At 71.7% G+C, this 15,774-nt stretch carries 14 protein-coding genes; 7 read left to right on the forward strand and 7 right to left on the reverse strand.

All coding sequences use genetic code 11. From position 1 onward, the window contains the following. Positions 1-74 precede the first annotated feature (74 nt). The 3 genes from AB0M67_RS00530 to AB0M67_RS00540 all read left to right on the forward strand — a co-directional run bounded on the left by AB0M67_RS00530 (position 75) and on the right by AB0M67_RS00540 (position 2,323). Entirely contained in the window at positions 75-548 is a 474-nt protein-coding gene (locus tag AB0M67_RS00530) for an ATP-binding protein (protein ID WP_365740995.1), read from the forward strand. Continuing rightward, complete coding sequence (locus AB0M67_RS00535; protein ID WP_365740997.1) at positions 542-973, forward strand: hypothetical protein; 432 nt, start codon at positions 542-544, stop codon at positions 971-973. The genes AB0M67_RS00530 and AB0M67_RS00535 overlap by 7 nt, the downstream gene beginning before the upstream one ends. Positions 974-1,075: 102 nt before the next feature. Beyond that, the gene (locus tag AB0M67_RS00540; RefSeq protein WP_365740999.1) at positions 1,076-2,323 is read left to right on the forward strand and encodes an ROK family protein; all 1,248 of its coding nucleotides are present in this window, start codon (positions 1,076-1,078) and stop codon (positions 2,321-2,323) included. 40 nt (positions 2,324-2,363) lie between these two features. Here the strand turns inward: AB0M67_RS00540 and xylA are convergent, their stop codons facing one another. Continuing rightward, positions 2,364-3,533, reverse strand: coding sequence for a xylose isomerase (gene xylA, locus AB0M67_RS00545; RefSeq protein ID WP_365741001.1), 1,170 nt, complete (start codon positions 3,531-3,533; stop codon positions 2,364-2,366). A gap of 201 nt (positions 3,534-3,734) precedes the next feature. Here xylA and xylB point away from each other — a divergent pair, with 201 nt between their 5' ends. Beyond that, positions 3,735-5,210: a xylulokinase gene (gene xylB, locus AB0M67_RS00550; RefSeq protein WP_365741003.1), complete on the forward strand. Its 1,476-nt coding sequence runs from the start codon at positions 3,735-3,737 to the stop codon at positions 5,208-5,210. Positions 5,211-5,313: 103 nt separating this feature from the next. Further along, a complete protein-coding gene (locus AB0M67_RS00555; RefSeq protein WP_365741009.1) occupies positions 5,314-6,045 on the forward strand; it encodes a Clp protease N-terminal domain-containing protein in 732 nt (243 codons plus the stop codon). Positions 6,046-6,153: 108 nt separating this feature from the next. On the opposite strand, the gene AB0M67_RS00560 is transcribed toward AB0M67_RS00555, so the two are convergent. From AB0M67_RS00560 to AB0M67_RS00580, 5 genes are all read right to left on the reverse strand, one after another. After that, entirely contained in the window at positions 6,154-7,068 is a 915-nt protein-coding gene (locus tag AB0M67_RS00560; protein WP_365741012.1) for a LysR family transcriptional regulator, read from the reverse strand. 71 nt (positions 7,069-7,139) lie between these two features. Beyond that, positions 7,140-8,339, reverse strand: a complete 1,200-nt coding sequence (locus AB0M67_RS00565) for a glycine C-acetyltransferase (RefSeq protein WP_365741014.1) — start codon at positions 8,337-8,339, stop codon at positions 7,140-7,142. 83 nt (positions 8,340-8,422) lie between these two features. Next, a complete protein-coding gene (gene tdh / locus AB0M67_RS00570) occupies positions 8,423-9,457 on the reverse strand; it encodes an L-threonine 3-dehydrogenase (protein WP_365741016.1) in 1,035 nt (344 codons plus the stop codon). Positions 9,458-9,747: 290 nt separating this feature from the next. Beyond that, complete coding sequence (locus AB0M67_RS00575; protein ID WP_365741018.1) at positions 9,748-10,800, reverse strand: hypothetical protein; 1,053 nt, start codon at positions 10,798-10,800, stop codon at positions 9,748-9,750. Then, positions 10,797-11,624, reverse strand: a complete 828-nt coding sequence (locus AB0M67_RS00580; RefSeq protein ID WP_365741020.1) for a phosphatase PAP2 family protein — start codon at positions 11,622-11,624, stop codon at positions 10,797-10,799. The genes AB0M67_RS00575 and AB0M67_RS00580 overlap by 4 nt, the downstream gene beginning before the upstream one ends. A gap of 195 nt (positions 11,625-11,819) precedes the next feature. On the opposite strand from AB0M67_RS00580, the gene AB0M67_RS00585 reads away from it, so the two are divergent. After that, positions 11,820-12,428 carry a TetR/AcrR family transcriptional regulator gene (locus tag AB0M67_RS00585; RefSeq protein WP_365741022.1) on the forward strand — a complete coding sequence of 203 codons (609 nt, stop codon included), beginning with the start codon at positions 11,820-11,822 and terminating at the stop codon, positions 12,426-12,428. Positions 12,429-12,980: 552 nt separating this feature from the next. Further along, complete coding sequence (locus AB0M67_RS00590; RefSeq protein ID WP_365741025.1) at positions 12,981-14,087, forward strand: hypothetical protein; 1,107 nt, start codon at positions 12,981-12,983, stop codon at positions 14,085-14,087. Between the two features lie 60 nt (positions 14,088-14,147). Here the strand turns inward: AB0M67_RS00590 and AB0M67_RS00595 are convergent, their stop codons facing one another. Continuing rightward, positions 14,148-15,746 (reverse strand): cytochrome P450, encoded by a 1,599-nt coding sequence (locus AB0M67_RS00595; RefSeq protein WP_365741027.1) that lies wholly within the window; start codon positions 15,744-15,746, stop codon positions 14,148-14,150. Positions 15,747-15,774 lie beyond the last annotated feature (28 nt).

The raw sequence follows: 15,774 nt of genomic DNA on the forward strand, positions 1-15,774 counted from the left end.
CACGCGGTTGTCGCGCTCTGCCACGGGAGAGGTCTTGCGCGCGAACGCTGCTCCCCCACCGTTAGGAATCGGTCGTGGCACCTGGTAACGCGCTCACCCCCCAGCTCATAGCCCTGTGCCCTGGCAACGTTGTCCGCCGTTACGGGTTCCAGTTGCCGGCTCACGCCGAGTCCGTCTGTCGTGCCAGACAGCTGACCCGCGACCGTCTCGTCACCTGGGGCGTGGACGAGGAGTCCCGCGAGACCGCGGTGCTCGTCGTGTCGGAGCTGGTCACCAACGCGGTGGTGCACGCGGCGGGCGACCATGTCATCTGCGAGATACGGCAGAGCGACGGAAAGCTGCGGATCGCCGTGGAGGACCAGGGGTACGGGCCGACGGGGCCGCAGCTGCACCGCACCGCGGAAGGCGAGGCCGAGGGCGAGGGCGGCCGTGGACTGTTTCTCGTCGAGTCCATATGCAGTGGCTGGGGAGCCCACGACACCTCGGGATACGGACCCGGGCGGGTCGTCTGGGCGGAACTGTCACACGGAGCGGAGCAGTCATGCTGAAGACCGCGCTACAGCGCCTTTCGCGCGGCCTGCGCACCGAGTCGTCTCCCGGATACGTACAGCTGCCGCTGCCGCCGACCCTGCCCGCCTCGCTGGGGTGCGACGCCGTGGGTATCCCGGCGGAGCACGGCTTCCGGCTGATGGCCCGGCTGCCGAGGAAGGGCTGTGTCTTCGCCGACGCCGAGTGGTGGTGGTGGATCGTTCCGGCGGGCTCTGACCTCGATCTGACCTGGCCTTCCCCGGCCCGCTATGTCGCGGGGACGACCGTACCCGCGGCGCACCCCCGGCTGATCCACTGGCCGGAGGACCCCACGCCCTACACCCCGCCGATCCCCTTCTACCTCATGGTCTGCCAGCTCACCGGCACGGCCCCCTCCTGGACGCCGGACGGCACGGCGGGGACGGTCCCGGCACAGCGGGGCTAGAGCCTCTCGACCGACAGGACCTGGGAGGGCCGACTGATCGGCCGGTCGGCTTGGCGCTCCGCTCCCGCCACCGCGGGCCGATCACATAGGCTCGTCTGCGAGATGAACAACAACCACACTTCCCTCGGCCCGAAGGCCGACAAAGAGACCGTGCGCCGGCACAATCTCAGCCTTGTGCTGCGAGCGGTACGGGACGAGGGCGAGGCGACCCGGGCCGGTGTCGCGGCGCGGGTGGGCCTGACCCGGGCGGCCGTGTCGTCCCTGGTCGAACAGCTGCTGGACAGCGGGTTCCTCTCCGAGTCCGGCAAGACGTTCAGCGGCCAGGCCGGGCGCCCCGGCACCGTACTGAAGGTGACGCGCACGGGACCCGCGGGGATCGGCGTCGAGATCAATATCGACTATGTGTCGGTGTGTGTGGTCGACCTGTCCGGCACCGACCGGGTCCGGCTGACCGAACACCTCGACAACCGGGGCTCCCGGCCCACCGATGTACTGGCCCGCTGCGCCAGGATCGCCGCTCGCACCCTGGAGTCCGCCGCCCAGCAGGACTTGCTGCCGGTCGGGGTCCAACTCGCCCTGCCGGGGCTGGTGTCGGGCGGTACGGTCCGACAGGCCCCGAACCTCGGCTGGAATCTCGTCCCCGCCGACGAGCTGTTCGCCGCCGCGCTGGCCGAGCTGCGCCCCGAACTGCCCCCGCTGCCGGTGAGTTCGGAGAACGAGGCCAATCTCGCGGCGCTGGCGGAGCTGTGGTTCGGCGAACTCGGCCCGCTCCGTACCTTCCTCTATCTGACGGGTGAGATCGGCGTCGGCGGCGCGCTGGTGCTCAATGGCGAACTGCTGCGCGGGGCCCATGGGTTCGCCGGGGAGATCGGCCATGTGGTGGTCGATCCTGAGGGTCCGCTGTGCCGTTGTGGCTCCCGGGGGTGTCTGGAGCAGTACGCGGGCCAGTCCGCGCTGCTGCGGGCGGCGGGGATCGACGAGAACGCCGGGGTGCCGGGCGTGGCCGAGCTGGGGCTGCGGGCGAGCGCGGGCGACCCGGAGGCCGTCGCCGCCGTGGAACGGGCCGGGCGGGTCCTTGGCCGGGTGCTGTCGGGTGCGGTGAATCTCTTCGATCCGGACGCGGTCGTCCTGGGCGGGATCTACCGGGAGCTGATGCCCTGGCTCTCGGCCGCCGCCGACCGGGAGCTGACCGCCCGGGTGGTGTCGGGCCTGTGGGAGAGCGACAGCGGGCGGCTGCGCGGGTCCTCCTCGGCGGGCGACGCGGCACGCGGCGCGGCGGCTCTGGTCGTCCAGGCGGTGCTGGCCGATCCGGTGGCGTACGTACACCGCGAGGCGCGCGGAACGGGCTGACGTACGCCCGTCCCGCGCGCCTCGCGGCGCGGTCCCGACGTCAGCGGACGCCGAGGAGGTGGTCCATCGCGAGCTGGTCGAGGTGCTCGAACGCCATACCGCGCGCGGCGGCGGCATCGACATCGAACTCCTCGTAGGCGGCGCGGTCGGCCAGCAGGGCGGTCACGCCCTCGGGGGCGGTGGGCTGCGCCAGTTCGTCCACGCGGGAGGCGCGCAGCGCCTCCTGGACGAGCGGGTCGGCGCGGAAGGAGGCGGCGCGCTCCTTGAGGATCAGATAGTTGCGCATACAGCCGGCGGCGGAGGCCCACACCCCGTCGATGTCCTCGGTGCGCGGCGGCTTGAAGTCGAAGTGCCGCGCGCCCTCCCAGCCCGCGTTCTCCAGCAGGTCGACCAGCCAGAAGGCGGCGCGCAGGTCGCCGGCGCCGAACCGCAGGTCCTGGTCGTAGCGGGTGCCGTGCTGGCCGTTGAGGTCGATGTGGAAGAGCTTGCCCGACCAGAGCGCCTGGGCGATGGCGTGCGGGAAGTTGAGCCCGGCCATCTGCTCGTGGCCGACCTCCGGGTTGACGCCGAACAGATCGGGGCGCTCCAGGCGGTCGATGAACGCCAGGGCGTGACCGACGGTGGGCAGCAGGATGTCGCCGCGCGGCTCGTTGGGCTTGGGCTCGATGGCGAATCTGAGGTCGTAGCCCTGCTCGACGACATACTCCCCGAGCAGGTCGAACGCCTCCTTCATCCGGTCGAGGGCAAGGCGGATGTCCTTGGCACCGCCCGACTCCGCGCCTTCACGGCCGCCCCAGGCGACAAAGGTCTTGGCGCCCAGTTCGGCCGCGAGGTCGACATTGCGCAGCACCTTGCGCAGGGCGTAGCGGCGGATGTCGCGGTCGTTCGCGGTGAAGCCGCCCTCCTTGAACACGGGGTGGGTGAAGAGGTTCGTGGTGACCATCTCGACCGTGATGCCGGTCGCCTCGGTCGCCTGCCTGAACCGCTTGATGTGCGCTTCGCGCTCCGCCTCCGTCGAGCCGAACGGAATGAGGTCGTCGTCGTGGAAGGTCACACCCCACGAACCGAGCTCCGCGAGTCGGTGAACCGATTCGACGGGATCCAGCGCCGGGCGGGTCGTGTCGCCGAACGGGTCCTTGCCCTGCCAGCCCACCGTCCAGAGACCGAAGCTGAACTTGTCCTCGGGGGTGGGTGTGAAGCGTTCCGTCATGACTCTGGCCGCCTTCGATACCTCAGGTCCGGCACGTGCCGACCTCATTTGTTTTCTGACATGACTAATAATGCACGGGTATGCGGGTACGGAAAAGCCCCCGCACGCCCATGGACACAGGATGATGATCGTCGGCACGGTTCCCGTGTGTCAGGCCATCGCGTAATTTGTTTCCCCGACGCCCAATCTGGAGGTACGCCCATGTCGCGGAACCCGGTCGTGATCGGCGTGGACAGCTCCACCCAGTCCACCAAAGCAGCCTTCACGGACGCCACCACAGGCCGGCTGCTCGCCGTGGGCCGCGCACCGCACCGGGTGACCGGTGAGGGCGGCGCCCGGGAGACGGATCCGGAGGTGTGGTGGAACGCGCTGCGCGAGGCGGTCGCCGCCGGTCTGAAGGAATCCGGGGTGGACGCCGCGGCCGTGACCGGCATCGCCGTCGCCGGGCAGCAGCACGGTCTGGTGGTGCTCGACCGCACCGGCAGGCCCCTGCGCCCCGCGCTGCTCTGGAACGACACCCGCTCGGCCCCGCAGGCCGCCGCGCTCACCGAGGCACTGGGCGGCCCGGACGCCTGGACGGCGCGCACGGGCTCCGTGCCGGTGGCCTCGATGACGGCCTCCAAGTGGCAGTGGCTGCGGGAGAACGACCCCGCCATCGCGGAGGCCACGGCGGCCATCAGGCTCCCCCACGACTTTCTCACCGAGCGGCTCTCGGGCACCGCGGCCACCGACGCCGGTGACGCCTCGGGCACCTGCTGGTACTCCACGGCCACCGGCGAGTACGACCCCGAACTGCTCGCGCTCCTCGGCCTCGACGCCGATCTGCTGCCCGCCGTCGCCGCGACCGGAGCGGCGCGCGTCGGCTCGCTCACGGCGGGATCGGCGGCGGAACTGGGCCTGCCCGCGGACATCGCCGTCGCCGCGGGCACCGGCGACAACATGAGCGCGGCCGTCGGTCTCGGCTTCGGCGGCGCCGGGCTGCTGGACCATCCGGTCCTGAGTCTCGGCACCTCGGGTACGGTCTTCGCCGCCACCCGCACCCGCCCCGGCTCCCCCGCGCTCGCCGGGTTCGCTGCGGCGGACGGTACGTTTCTGCCGCTGGCCTGCACGCTCAACTGCACGCTCGCCGTCGACAAGGTGGCCTCACTGCTCCGGCTCGACCGGGAGGACGCCGTACCGGGCGGCGAAGCCGTACTGCTCCCCTATCTGGACGGCGAGCGCACCCCCGACCTCCCCGCCGCCTCGGGTCTGCTGACCGGGCTGCGCCATGACACCAGCCCCCAGCAGCTGCTGGGGGCCGCCTACGAGGGCGCGGCCGTCACCGTACTGCGCGCGCTGGACGAGGTGCTGCGCGCCTGTGGCCTCGACCCCGCGTCCCCGGAGGCGGCGGGCCGCCCGCTGCGCCTGGTCGGCGGCGGCGCGCAGGGCCGGATGTGGGTGGATACGGTCCGCAGGCTCTCCGGCCGCCGGGTGATCGTCCCGACGAGCGGCGAACTGGTCGCGCTGGGCGCCGCCGCGCTGGCCGCGGGCGCGGCGACGGGCGAGGACCCGGTGGCGATCGCGACCTCGTGGCGGACCGGCGAAGGAACCGAACTGCCCCCCGTGGAGCGGGACATGGAGACCTGGGAGCGCGTGGGATCGGTACTGGACCGGGCGGCGCCGAGCCTGCTGAGCTGAACCGCCGCGCGCGATCACCGGGCGGAGGATCGTCGCGCTCACCCCTCACCATGGTGTCAACCATGGGTTGACACCATGGTGACTGTCAACCTAGGGTTGCCTCATGGTGAAACCCACTCAGGTAGACAATCCCGTCCGTCTCGACGACCTCATCGAGGCGATCAAGAAGGTGCACGGAGACGCCCTCGAACAGCTCCAGAGCGCCGTCGTCGCCGCTGACCACCTCGGCGAGGTGGCCGATCATCTGATCGGCCACTTCGTCGACCAGGCCCGTCGCTCCGGCGCCTCCTGGACCGAGATCGGCAAGTCCATGGGGGTCACACGGCAGGCCGCCCAGAAGCGGTTCGTGACGAAGGACGAGCCCGCGTCCGACGCGAACCAGAACTTCGGCAGGTTCACCCCGCGAGCCAGGAGCGTCGTCGTCGCGTCCCAGAACAAGGCCCGCGAAGGCGGTCACACGCAGATCGGCACGGAGCATCTCGTGCTCGGTCTGCTCGACGACCCGGAGGGGCTGGCCGCACAGGTACTCATCGCCCAGGGCGTCCAGCTGGAGACGATCGGGGCCGCCGTGGCCGAGGCGCTGCCGGAGCCCTCCGGCGAGCCCGTGCCCGATCTCATCCCCTTCGACGCCCGGGCGAAGAAGGTCCTCGAACTCACCTTCCGCGAGGCACTGCGGCTGGGCCACAACTACATCGGCACGGAGCACCTGTTGCTGGCGCTGCTGGAGCAGGAGGACGGCGTGGGCGTGCTCAGCGGGCTCGGCCTCAGCAGGACGGGCACCGAGGAGCGGGTGTCGGCCGCCCTGAGCACGATCGGGGAGAAGTTCCAGGCGTAGTGGTGGCGCACCGGCCCGCCCGCGCCCGGCGGGCGGGCCCTCACCGCGGCGGCCACGGAACCTCTGGAAAGCGGTCACCGGGCCGTGTGGGCCCGCCGCCGGTGGCCGTCAGTCCGTCGGCAGGCCGCCCGCCGCCCGTGCCAGCGCGTCGAGAACCGGACGGATCAGCGGGTGCGCCTCCGCGCCCCGGCGTACGGCGGCGAAGACCCTGCGGGTCGCGGCCGGGCCCGCCACGGGGCGTACGACCGTACCCTTCAACTCCATACCGCGCAGTGCGGAGCGCGGGACCAGCGCCACCCCCGCGCCCGCGCCCGCGAGGGCGACGACGGCGCGGAAGTCGTCGGAGGAGTGCGCCAGTCGCGGCTGGAAGCCCGCCAGTTCACAGGCGAGCTGGATCACGTCATGGCAGGGGTTGCCGGGGTACGGGCCGATCCAGTCGCTGTCGGCCAGCTCGGCGAGCTCGACCACGGCGCCGAGGCCGAGCGGATGCGCGGCGGGCAGGACCGCGTCGAACGGCTCCGCGTACAGCGGCACCCGCCACAGCCGCAGATCGTCCTCGCGCGGGGCGCCGCGGTACTCGACCGCGACCGCGAGATCCGCCTCCCCGTCGAGCACCATCGGCAGGCTCTCGTCGCCCTCGGCGTCCCGTACCCGTACGCGGATGTCGGGGTGGGGGCCGCCGAGCAGCTGGAGGGCCGGGGCCAGCACTTCCGCGATGCCCGTGGCGAAGGCGGCGACCGTGACCTCGCCCGCCGTCCCGCCCGCGTACGCCGCCAGCTCCGCCTCGGCGCGCTCCAACTGGGCGAGGACGGCATGCGCGTGGGTGAGCAGGATCTCCCCGGCGGCGGTCAGCCGTACGCCCCGGCCGCTGCGGGTCAGCAGCGCGTGCCCGGTCTCGTGCTCCAGCGCGGCGAGCTGCTGGGAGACGGCCGAGGGGGTGAGATAGAGCGCGGCGGCCGCGGCGGTCACCGTACGGTGGTCCGCCACGGCCCGCAGCACGCGCAGCCGCCTGGGGTCGATCACCCAGCCCATTTTGCCAGGTCTGCCCGGAACTCCACCCCCACCGGCAGCGGCCGTCCCACCGGCACCGGCGCTCAGCCCTCCCGCTTCATCGCCTCGCGCGCGTCGACGAACGCCGCGACCGCCCGCTCCACGTCCGCCGTGGAGTGGGCGGCGGACAGCTGCACCCTGATCCGCGCCCGGCCCATGGGGACGACGGGGTACGAGAAGCCGATCACGTAGACCCCGCGCTCCAGCAGCAGTTCGGCCATCCGGCCCGCCTCGGCGGCGTCGCCGATCATGACGGGAGCGATGGCGTGGTCGCCGGGCAGGATCTCGAACCCCGCCGCCGTCATCTCCGTACGGAAGAGCGCGGTGTTGGCGTTCAGCCGGTCCCGCAGTTCGTCCGCGCTCTCCAGCAGATCGAGGACCTTGATCGACGCGGCGGCGATGACCGGGGCGAGCGAGTTGGAGAAGAGATACGGACGGGAGCGCTGGCGCAGCAGCGCGACGATCTCGGCGCGGGCCGCGACATAGCCGCCGGAGGCGCCGCCGAGCGCCTTGCCGAGCGTGCCGGTGATGATGTCGACCCGGTCCATGACGCCGTGCAGTTCGGGGGTGCCCCGGCCGCCGGGGCCCACGAAGCCGACGGCGTGCGAGTCGTCGACCATGACCATCGCGTCGTACCGGTCGGCGAGATCACAGATCTCGGCCAGCGGGGCGACGTACCCGTCCATGGAGAACACGCCGTCCGTGACGATCAGCCGGCGACGGGCGTCCTGGGACTCCTTGAGCCTGGTCTCCAGTTCGGCGAGGTCGCGGTTGGCGTACCGGAGGCGACGGGCCTTGGAGAGCCGGATGCCGTCGATGATGCTGGCGTGGTTGAGGGCGTCGGAGATGACGGCGTCCTCCGGGCCGAGGAGCGTCTCGAAGACTCCGCCGTTGGCGTCGAAGCAGGAGGAGTAGAGGATCGTGTCCTCCTGGCCGAGGAACGCGGACAGCCGCCCCTCCAGCTCCTTGTGGATCTCCTGGGTGCCGCAGATGAAGCGTACGGACGCCATGCCGTAGCCCCAGCGGTCGAGCGCGTCCTTGGCGGCGCCGACGACCTCGGGGTGGTCGGCGAGCCCGAGGTAGTTGTTGGCGCAGAAGTTGAGGACGTCACCGGGGGCGCCGCCCGCGGTGACGGCGACGGAGGCGCTCTGCGGGGTCGAGATCACGCGCTCGGGCTTGAAGAGACCGGCGTCGCGGATCTCGTCGAGGGTGGCGGACAGGTCGTCCCGGACGGACGCGTACATGAAGGGCTCCTTCTTGTGGGGCTCGGCGGGCCACGGAGGCCGGTCAGGCGGTCGGACGGTCAGACGGTCAGACGGTCAGACGGTCAGACGGTCCAGTCGAGAATGATCTTGCCGCTGCGCGCGGAGGACGCCTCGTCGAACGCGGCGTCGAAGTCCTCGTACCCGTAGTTGCCGGTGATGACGGGCGTGAGATCGAGCCCGCCTTCGAGCAGGACGGTCATCGCGTACCAGGTCTCGAACATCTCGCGTCCGTAGATGCCCTTGACCGTGATCATCGAGGTGACGATCTTCGACCAGTCGACGGCGAACTCCTCGGCGGGCAGCCCGAGCATGGCGATCCGGCCGCCGTGCGTCATGTTGTCCACCATGTCGCGCATGGCCTCGGGGCGTCCCGACATCTCCAGACCGATGTCGAAGCCCTCCTTGAGGCCGAGCTGCCGCTGTGCGTCGGCGATACCGATGTCGGCGGGAGAGACATCGAGGGCGAGGGTCGCGCCGGCCTTGCGGGCGAGTTCGAGGCGGTGGGCGCTGACGTCGGTGATCACGACATTGCGCGCACCGGCGTGCCGGGCGACGGCCGCGGCCATGATGCCGATGGGGCCGGCGCCGGTGATCAGCACGTCCTCACCGACGAGGGGGAAGGAGAGCGCGGTGTGCACGGCGTTGCCGAACGGGTCGAAGATCGCGGCGACATCGAGATCCACCTCGGCGCGGTGCACCCAGACGTTCGCGGCGGGCAGGGAGACATACTCCGCGAAGGCGCCGTCGCGGCCGACACCGAGCCCGACGGTGCTGCGGCAGAGATGCCTGCGGCCGGCGAGGCAGTTACGGCACTTGCCGCAGACGAGATGGCCCTCGCCGCTGACCAGATCGCCGACGGCCACGTCCTGTACGGCGGCGCCGACGGCGGCGACCTCGCCGACGAACTCGTGGCCGAGGACGCGGGGTGTGGTGACGGTCTGCCGGGCCCAGCCGTCCCAGGACCGGATGTGCAGGTCGGTGCCGCAGATGCCGGTACGGAGCACCTTGATCAGTACATCACCGTCCCCGTACTCCGGCTCGGGCACATCCATGAGCCACAGCCCCGGCTCGGCCTTTTGTTTGACAAGTGCCTTCATGGGCGCGGCTCCCGGAGGGTGGTGGTGCGTCGTGCATGGCGCTGAGCGGTGATCACTGTTCGGTGGTCGGGCACCAATCTGCCGAGCGGCGGCCGTCCAGTCCATCGAGGATTTCTTAAGCGGCCCAACAGCGCAGCTTCACGCGCCGCGGCACGCCGGGAAGACGACCGGGTGGCGGGCGGGAGGGGCGCCTTCGGCGGCGGTGCGCGCGGCTGTGGACACGCCCCAGCGGTACGTGGCCGTACGTGGCCGTGGACACGCCCCAGCGGTACGCGGCCTTGGAACACGCCTCAGCGGTACGTACGGTCCCCGCGCCGACGCGCGCACCGGCGCTGCTGAAGCGCCCGTCCCGATCTCAGGGGGTGCGGTGGCCAGGATGTCCGCGCCGCGCGCGGAGTGCCGCCGGGGGCGGGACGGTCCGGCGATCCGGCGGCGGGGACGGCGGACCGCTGACCGGGCACCCGCGCCGTGGGCGCCGCCGTCATCGCCGTTACCGCGGGCGGCACGGGTGCGGCCACCGCCGCCGTACGGGTCAGCAGCACCACGCCGTGCGCGGCGAGCACCGCGCCGAGGAGCGCCGCCGTCACGCCCAGGACACCGCCCTGAAGGCGTTCCCCGAGCAGGGTCAGCCCGATGACCGCGGCCGCGAGGGGGTTGGCCAGGGTCAGGACGGCGAGCGGGGCCCCGAGACCGCCGCGGTAGGCCCGCTGGGACAGCAGCAGACCGCCCGAGGCGAAGGCCGCTATCACCAGCGCCACGGCCGCCACCTGCCACATCGGCAGCGCGTCCGCGTCGCGCGCGGTGGCGGCGACCGTCACCGTCTGGGTGAGGGCCGAGGCGACACCCGAGGTGATGCCGGAGGCCGCCGCGTGCCGGAGGCCGGACCCCGCTCCCGGCCCGGTCAGCAGGGCGACCAGTGCCATCGCCACGCCCGCGACGCCGAGCGCCTGCGGCAGGCTGAGCGTCTCGTCGGGGGAGCTTCCGGCCGCGGCCAGCAGGATGGCCGCGAGGCCGACCAGGGTGAAGGCGGTGCCGTGCCACTCGCCCCGGCTGACCCGCCGCCCTGCGCGACGGGCGCCCAGCGGCACGGCCGCGACGAGGGTGAGCGCGCCCAGCGGCTGGACGACCGTGAGCGGTCCATAGGTCAGTGCCACGACATGGAGCAGCGCACCGGTCGCGTTCAGCCCGACCGCCCACCACCAGGCGCCGCGGGCCAGCAGGGTGAACAGCCCGGTGCCCGGTGCCGTACGGGCCGCGAGCCGTTCCTGCGCCACCGCGGCGGAGGCGTACGCGACGGCCGAGACCAGCGACAGGGCCACGGCCAGGGCCGTCGCCCCGCTCATCGGCCGGCCCCCGAGGCGACGGGAGCGACGGGTGGGACCGGCGGGGCCTCCGCGAGGGCGGCGGAGCGCGCGACCAGGGAGCCGCGCCGCGGGGACCCGGGACGTGGCGCCCCGATGGCCGCCAGGGCGCCGGTGAGCAGGGCGACGGCCACGAGGGCGTCGAGCCAGTAGTGATTGGCGGTGCCTATGACCACGAGCAGCGTCAGCAGCGGATGGAGCAGCCAGAGCCACCGCCACCGTGAGCGGGTGGCGGCGATGATCCCCACGGCCACCATCAGGGCCCAGCCGACATGCAGCGACGGCATCGCCGCGAACTGGTTCGCCAGCGCGCCGGTGTCGGTGCTCTCGCCGTACACCGTCGGCCCGTACACCTGTCCGGTGTCCACCAGACCGGACGCGGCGAGCAGCCGCGGCGGCGCGAGGGGCATCAGCAGATGCAGTGCGAGCGCGGCCCCGGTCAGTACGGACAGGACGCGTCTGGCCCACAGATAGTGGCCGGGCCGGCGCCAGTAGAGCCAGCCGAGGAAGAGGACCGTCGCCGGGAAGTGCACCGTCGCGTAGTACGTGTTCGCCAGGTGGACCAGCGTCCCGCTGTCCAGCAGTACGCCCTGTACGGCGCCCTCGCCCGGCAGATGGAGGGCGCGTTCCCAGTCCCAGACCCGGTCGGCGTTCCGGAACGCCTCGTCGGTCCGGCCGGTGGCGGCCTGCCTGCCGAGTTTGTAGAGGAGAAAGAGTCCGGCGACGAGCAGCAGCTCGCGTACGAGGGGCGGTCGGGCGGAAGTTTCCGGCTTCCGTGCGGCGGGCCCGGTGCGGGCTTGTATCACCCGACCCCCTTACCTGGTACCTGGACAACACGGCGCGCGGAACGTCGTGGCGGTGCGGCGGCGCGGTCTGGACCCCGCCCTATCGATACGCCAGTGTACCGATACGGATCCGTATCGGTACACTGGCGTATCGATACACCGACGTATCGCCGACCGAGCCCCATCGGAGCCGAGCGACAGAGACGGGGAGAGACGATGACGCCGCAGCGCCGCTCCAAGATCACGCCGGAACGGGAGCTGGAACTCTACGAAGCCGCCCTGGACCTGCTCAGAGAGAGCGGCTACGAGGCACTGACCATGGAGGGCGTCGCCGCCCGCTCCCGCTGCGGCAAGTCCACGCTCTACCGTCAGTGGGGCACCAAACCGCAACTGGTCGCGGCGGCGCTCCGCGGCACCCGCTGCGTCAAGCTCGCGGAAGTCGACACGGGCAGCCTGGTCGGGGATCTGCGGGCGGCGGCCTGTGCGGCGGTGGAGGGCGCGGGCCGCGACACCGCGCTGATGCACGCGCTCAGCCACGCTGCCTTCCAGAATCCGGAGCTGCTGCGCGCCCTGCGTGAGAACCTCGTCGAACCGGAGATCGCGGCGATCAACGCCATGGTCGAACGCGCCGTGGCACGCGGCGAGGTCGCGCCCGACAACCCCGCGGCTGAGTTCGTGGCCGCCCAGCTGATGGGGGTCATGCGCGCCCGGCAGATGGTGGAGGGCCGCCATGCCGACGAGGCGTATCTCCACCGCTTCCTGGAGGCCTCGGTCTTCCCGGCACTCGGCCTGCGGGCCGCCTCGCGAGTCACCTCGCACCCCTGACCGGTGGGCCGTCGTCCGAGCGGATGACGACGACTCACCGGCGCCGCACCGTGGGGACGGGAGCGGCGCACTCCATGCCTGTGGGCCTCTTCTCCGGAGGGGGCCCACAGGCATGCCGGGGCCGGTCCGGGGGCTTCGGGTCGTGAGGAGTCTCGTACATTCGTCTCCGTGCGTTATCGCTCTATGACGTAGTGACAACAATCAGAATGGCGACGGCGTCCGGGAGAAGCCGTATACGAGCCGTGACGAAAAAGCTCGATCGGCGGCGCGCGGCGGGGACTTGGGGAGGTCGGTGGGCGGGCGGCGGGGTGGTGTGAACCACTGGTGCACGGCGCGTGTGCGGCGGGTGCGCGGACCCTCGGGGGCTGGTGCGCGATCGTATCGGCGCGTGATCCGTACCGATCAGGTCAGTTCACAATCAGTCAATTCCAGCCAGCGGCACGCCAGTTGCGCAGTTGTTGACGATCCGAGATGGACAGATACGCTCCACCCGAACGGCATCGCCCCTCATTCCGCACCGTACCGCGCTCTTGCCGCCTCAGGAGGCCGATCATGACCTGTGTCTCGGAACAGCGCTTGGTCCAACAGCTTCCGGCTGTGCCGTTCTACTGCCCCGTACCGCCCGCCAGACATCCCTCGGTCGAGGTCCTCAACGACCAGACCGTGCGATGGATGCTCCAACAGCACCTCGACAGCGACGAGCATCAACTCAAACGCCTGGCGGTCTGCGACTTCGGCGGTCTCGCCGCGTCGACCATGCCGTACGGAGCGCTCGAACCGCTCACGCTGATGGCCAAATTCCACGCCGTGCTCTTCTCGCTCGACGACGGCGTGTGCGACGAGTCCGGGGCCACGGCCGATCTGATGGCCCAGGAGACCTCGCGCATCATGCGCGCCGTGGAGGCGCCGGCCGCGCGGGCGCTCGGGGACTCACCGCACACCACCGCGCTGCGGAGGCTGCGGCTGGAGCTGGAGCAGTACGCGTCGCCACGTCAGGTACGCCGTTTGACGGAGGCCATGCGCGTCTACACCTCGGGACTGGTGTGGGAGGCGTCCTGGCGCCGCAACCCGGAACTTCCCTCCCTCGACGACTACATCACGCTGTGGATGCGGGCCATCGGGATGGCGCCCTCCACCGCGATGATCGAGGTGGTCGGCGGCTTCTCCGTGGCGGACGAGGACATGCAGGACTCCCGGGTACGCGCGCTCACGGAGATCACCTGGACCCTCGTCAGCTGGGACAACGACCTCTACTCCCGCAACAAGGAACTGCTGCGGGCCGACGACAATCTGAATCTGATCGACGTCCTCTGCCAGGAGCAGCACTGCGACCCGCGTCGCGCCCTCGTACAGGTGGTGGCGATGCGGGACCGCGTAATGGTGCTGTTCGACCGGCTGGCCCGGCAGGTGCTTGAGGAGGCGGACGACGGTCTGCGCCGCTATGTGCAGGGGCTCGGCCAGTTCGTCCGGGGGCATCTCGACTGGGCGTCGATCTGCCCCCGCTACTCCGTGCCGTCGAGTCCGCGGGCGGCCCCGGGCGGGTGGTGGAAGGAGCAGCCGGCCGACAACAGCCTGGAACCGCTGCCGATCCCGACGATCGCCTGGTGGTGGGACCAGCTCGCCCCGGCGCGCGGACCGGTCGGCGCGCCCACCGGCTGACATACCGGCGCGCCGGCCGGCCGCCGGAGATGCCGACCGGCCGACCGTACCGGCGCTCGGTCAGTGGCCGCGCCACCAGCGCGTCAGGGCCCGCCAGGCCCGCTGCGGGGCGCTGCCCGCGCGCTGTTCCGGAATCACGCCCGTCGCCTCCGGGGTCGTCCCCGGCCGGGGTTCCGTCATCCGGGCCTCCGCGGACGACGGGACCCCGGCCGGGGACGGCGGCCCTACCGTGTCGGGGCGGGGCGAGTCCACCTGCCACCGCGGGCGCGAAACGGCGGCCGACGCGCTCGGCGGACCGGTGACATCCTGCGGCGGTCGCGGCGCGAAGGTCACCGGAAGCTCCAGCAGCTGACGGGACATCAGCGCGCCCTCGTACCTCAGCTCCTGCTCGTCCACGGCGAGCTGGACATCGGGCAGCCGCAGCAGCAGCGCGTCGATCCCGGTGTCGGCGATCGCCCGCCCGATGTCCTGTCCCGGGCACTCGTGCGGGCCGCCGCTGAAGGCGAGATGGGCCCGGTTGCCCCGCATGGAGGCGTTGAGATCGGGCCGTACCACCGGGTCCACATTGGCCGCGGCGATCCCGACGACCAGTGCGTCCCCCGCCTTGATGCGCCGGCCGCCGAGTTCGGTGTCGCCGACCGCCCAGCGGCCGAAGATCGTGGTGAAGGGCGGCTCGTCCCAGAGTGTCTGCTCGACCGCCTCCGGCAGGGTCATATGACCACCGCTCAGCTGCGCGCGGAAGCGGGGATCGGTGAGGACCATGCGCAGCACATGGGCGATGAGGTTCGCCGTGGTCTCGTACGCCGCGATGAGCACCAGCCGCAGATGCTGGCTGACTTCGTCGTCGGTGAGTCCGGCCGGGTGTTCGGTGAGCCAGGTCGCGAAGTCCTCCTCGGGCGCGATACGGCGGCGCTTCACCAGCCTGGTCAGTGTGGTCATCACATAGGCGTTGCTCTCGTTGGCGGTCGCCGTGCCCTTGATCATGTCGCGGGCGGCCTGCACGAGGCGATCGTTGTACTCGTCCGGCATGCCGAGGATCTGCGCCATCACCATCATCGGCAGATGCTCGGCGAACCTGCTGACCAGATCCGCCCTGCCGTCCCGGCAGAACTCATTGACCAGCCGGTTGCTGTAGCGGTTGATATAGCGCCGGACGCCCCGGTGGTCGATCCGGGCGATCGAGTCGGTGACCGCGCCGCGCAGCCGCTCATGGTCCGCGCCGTCGGCGAAGACGCAGATGGGCTGCCAGGTGAAGATGGGCGCGAGGGGATGGTCGGGGGGCGCGGTGCCGTCATGCAGCGCGCGCCAGCGCCGTGAGTCCCGGGAGAACTGCGACGGCGTACGCGTCATATGCAGATTGTCGCTGTGCCCGAGCACGAGCCAGGCGGGTACGTCGCCGTGGAGCAGTACGGGCGCGACGGAACCGTGTTCGGCGCGCAGCTTCTCGTACAGACCCATGGGGTCGTTCTCGGCCTCGGGTCCGTACAGCCGGCGCAGCCCACTGGCGGCGAGGCCGTCCAGTGTGGGCCCTATGGTGTCCTGGCCGCCGCTCGGGCCGTGGGAGTCGAGTGCGCCGGCGGTCATGCCATGGGCCGGGCAGCCGGGGGGCGGCGCCATGGGGCCGTCCGGCGCGGGTCGGTGGGGATCAGGCGTGGTCACGGTCGCTCCAGGGATCAGGCCGGAAGAT

Source organism: Streptomyces sp. NPDC051662 (assembly GCF_040681655.1).
Taxonomy (GTDB): Bacteria; Actinomycetota; Actinomycetes; order Streptomycetales; family Streptomycetaceae; genus Streptomyces.

Excerpts from the sequence above, each read along its gene's own strand:
- xylA (WP_365741001.1), bottom strand. The coding sequence starts at position 3,533 with ATGACGGAACGCTTCACACCCACCCCCGAGGACAAGTTCAGCTTCGGT.
- AB0M67_RS00590 (WP_365741025.1), top strand. The coding sequence starts at position 12,981 with ATGACCTGTGTCTCGGAACAGCGCTTGGTCCAACAGCTTCCGGCTGTG.
- AB0M67_RS00575 (WP_365741018.1), bottom strand. The coding sequence starts at position 10,800 with ATGAGCGGGGCGACGGCCCTGGCCGTGGCCCTGTCGCTGGTCTCGGCC.
- tdh (WP_365741016.1), bottom strand. The coding sequence starts at position 9,457 with ATGAAGGCACTTGTCAAACAAAAGGCCGAGCCGGGGCTGTGGCTCATG.
- AB0M67_RS00540 (WP_365740999.1), top strand. The coding sequence starts at position 1,076 with ATGAACAACAACCACACTTCCCTCGGCCCGAAGGCCGACAAAGAGACC.
- AB0M67_RS00565 (WP_365741014.1), bottom strand. The coding sequence starts at position 8,339 with ATGTACGCGTCCGTCCGGGACGACCTGTCCGCCACCCTCGACGAGATC.
- xylB (WP_365741003.1), top strand. The coding sequence starts at position 3,735 with ATGTCGCGGAACCCGGTCGTGATCGGCGTGGACAGCTCCACCCAGTCC.
- AB0M67_RS00555 (WP_365741009.1), top strand. The coding sequence starts at position 5,314 with ATGGTGAAACCCACTCAGGTAGACAATCCCGTCCGTCTCGACGACCTC.
- AB0M67_RS00535 (WP_365740997.1), top strand. The coding sequence starts at position 542 with ATGCTGAAGACCGCGCTACAGCGCCTTTCGCGCGGCCTGCGCACCGAG.
- AB0M67_RS00585 (WP_365741022.1), top strand. The coding sequence starts at position 11,820 with ATGACGCCGCAGCGCCGCTCCAAGATCACGCCGGAACGGGAGCTGGAA.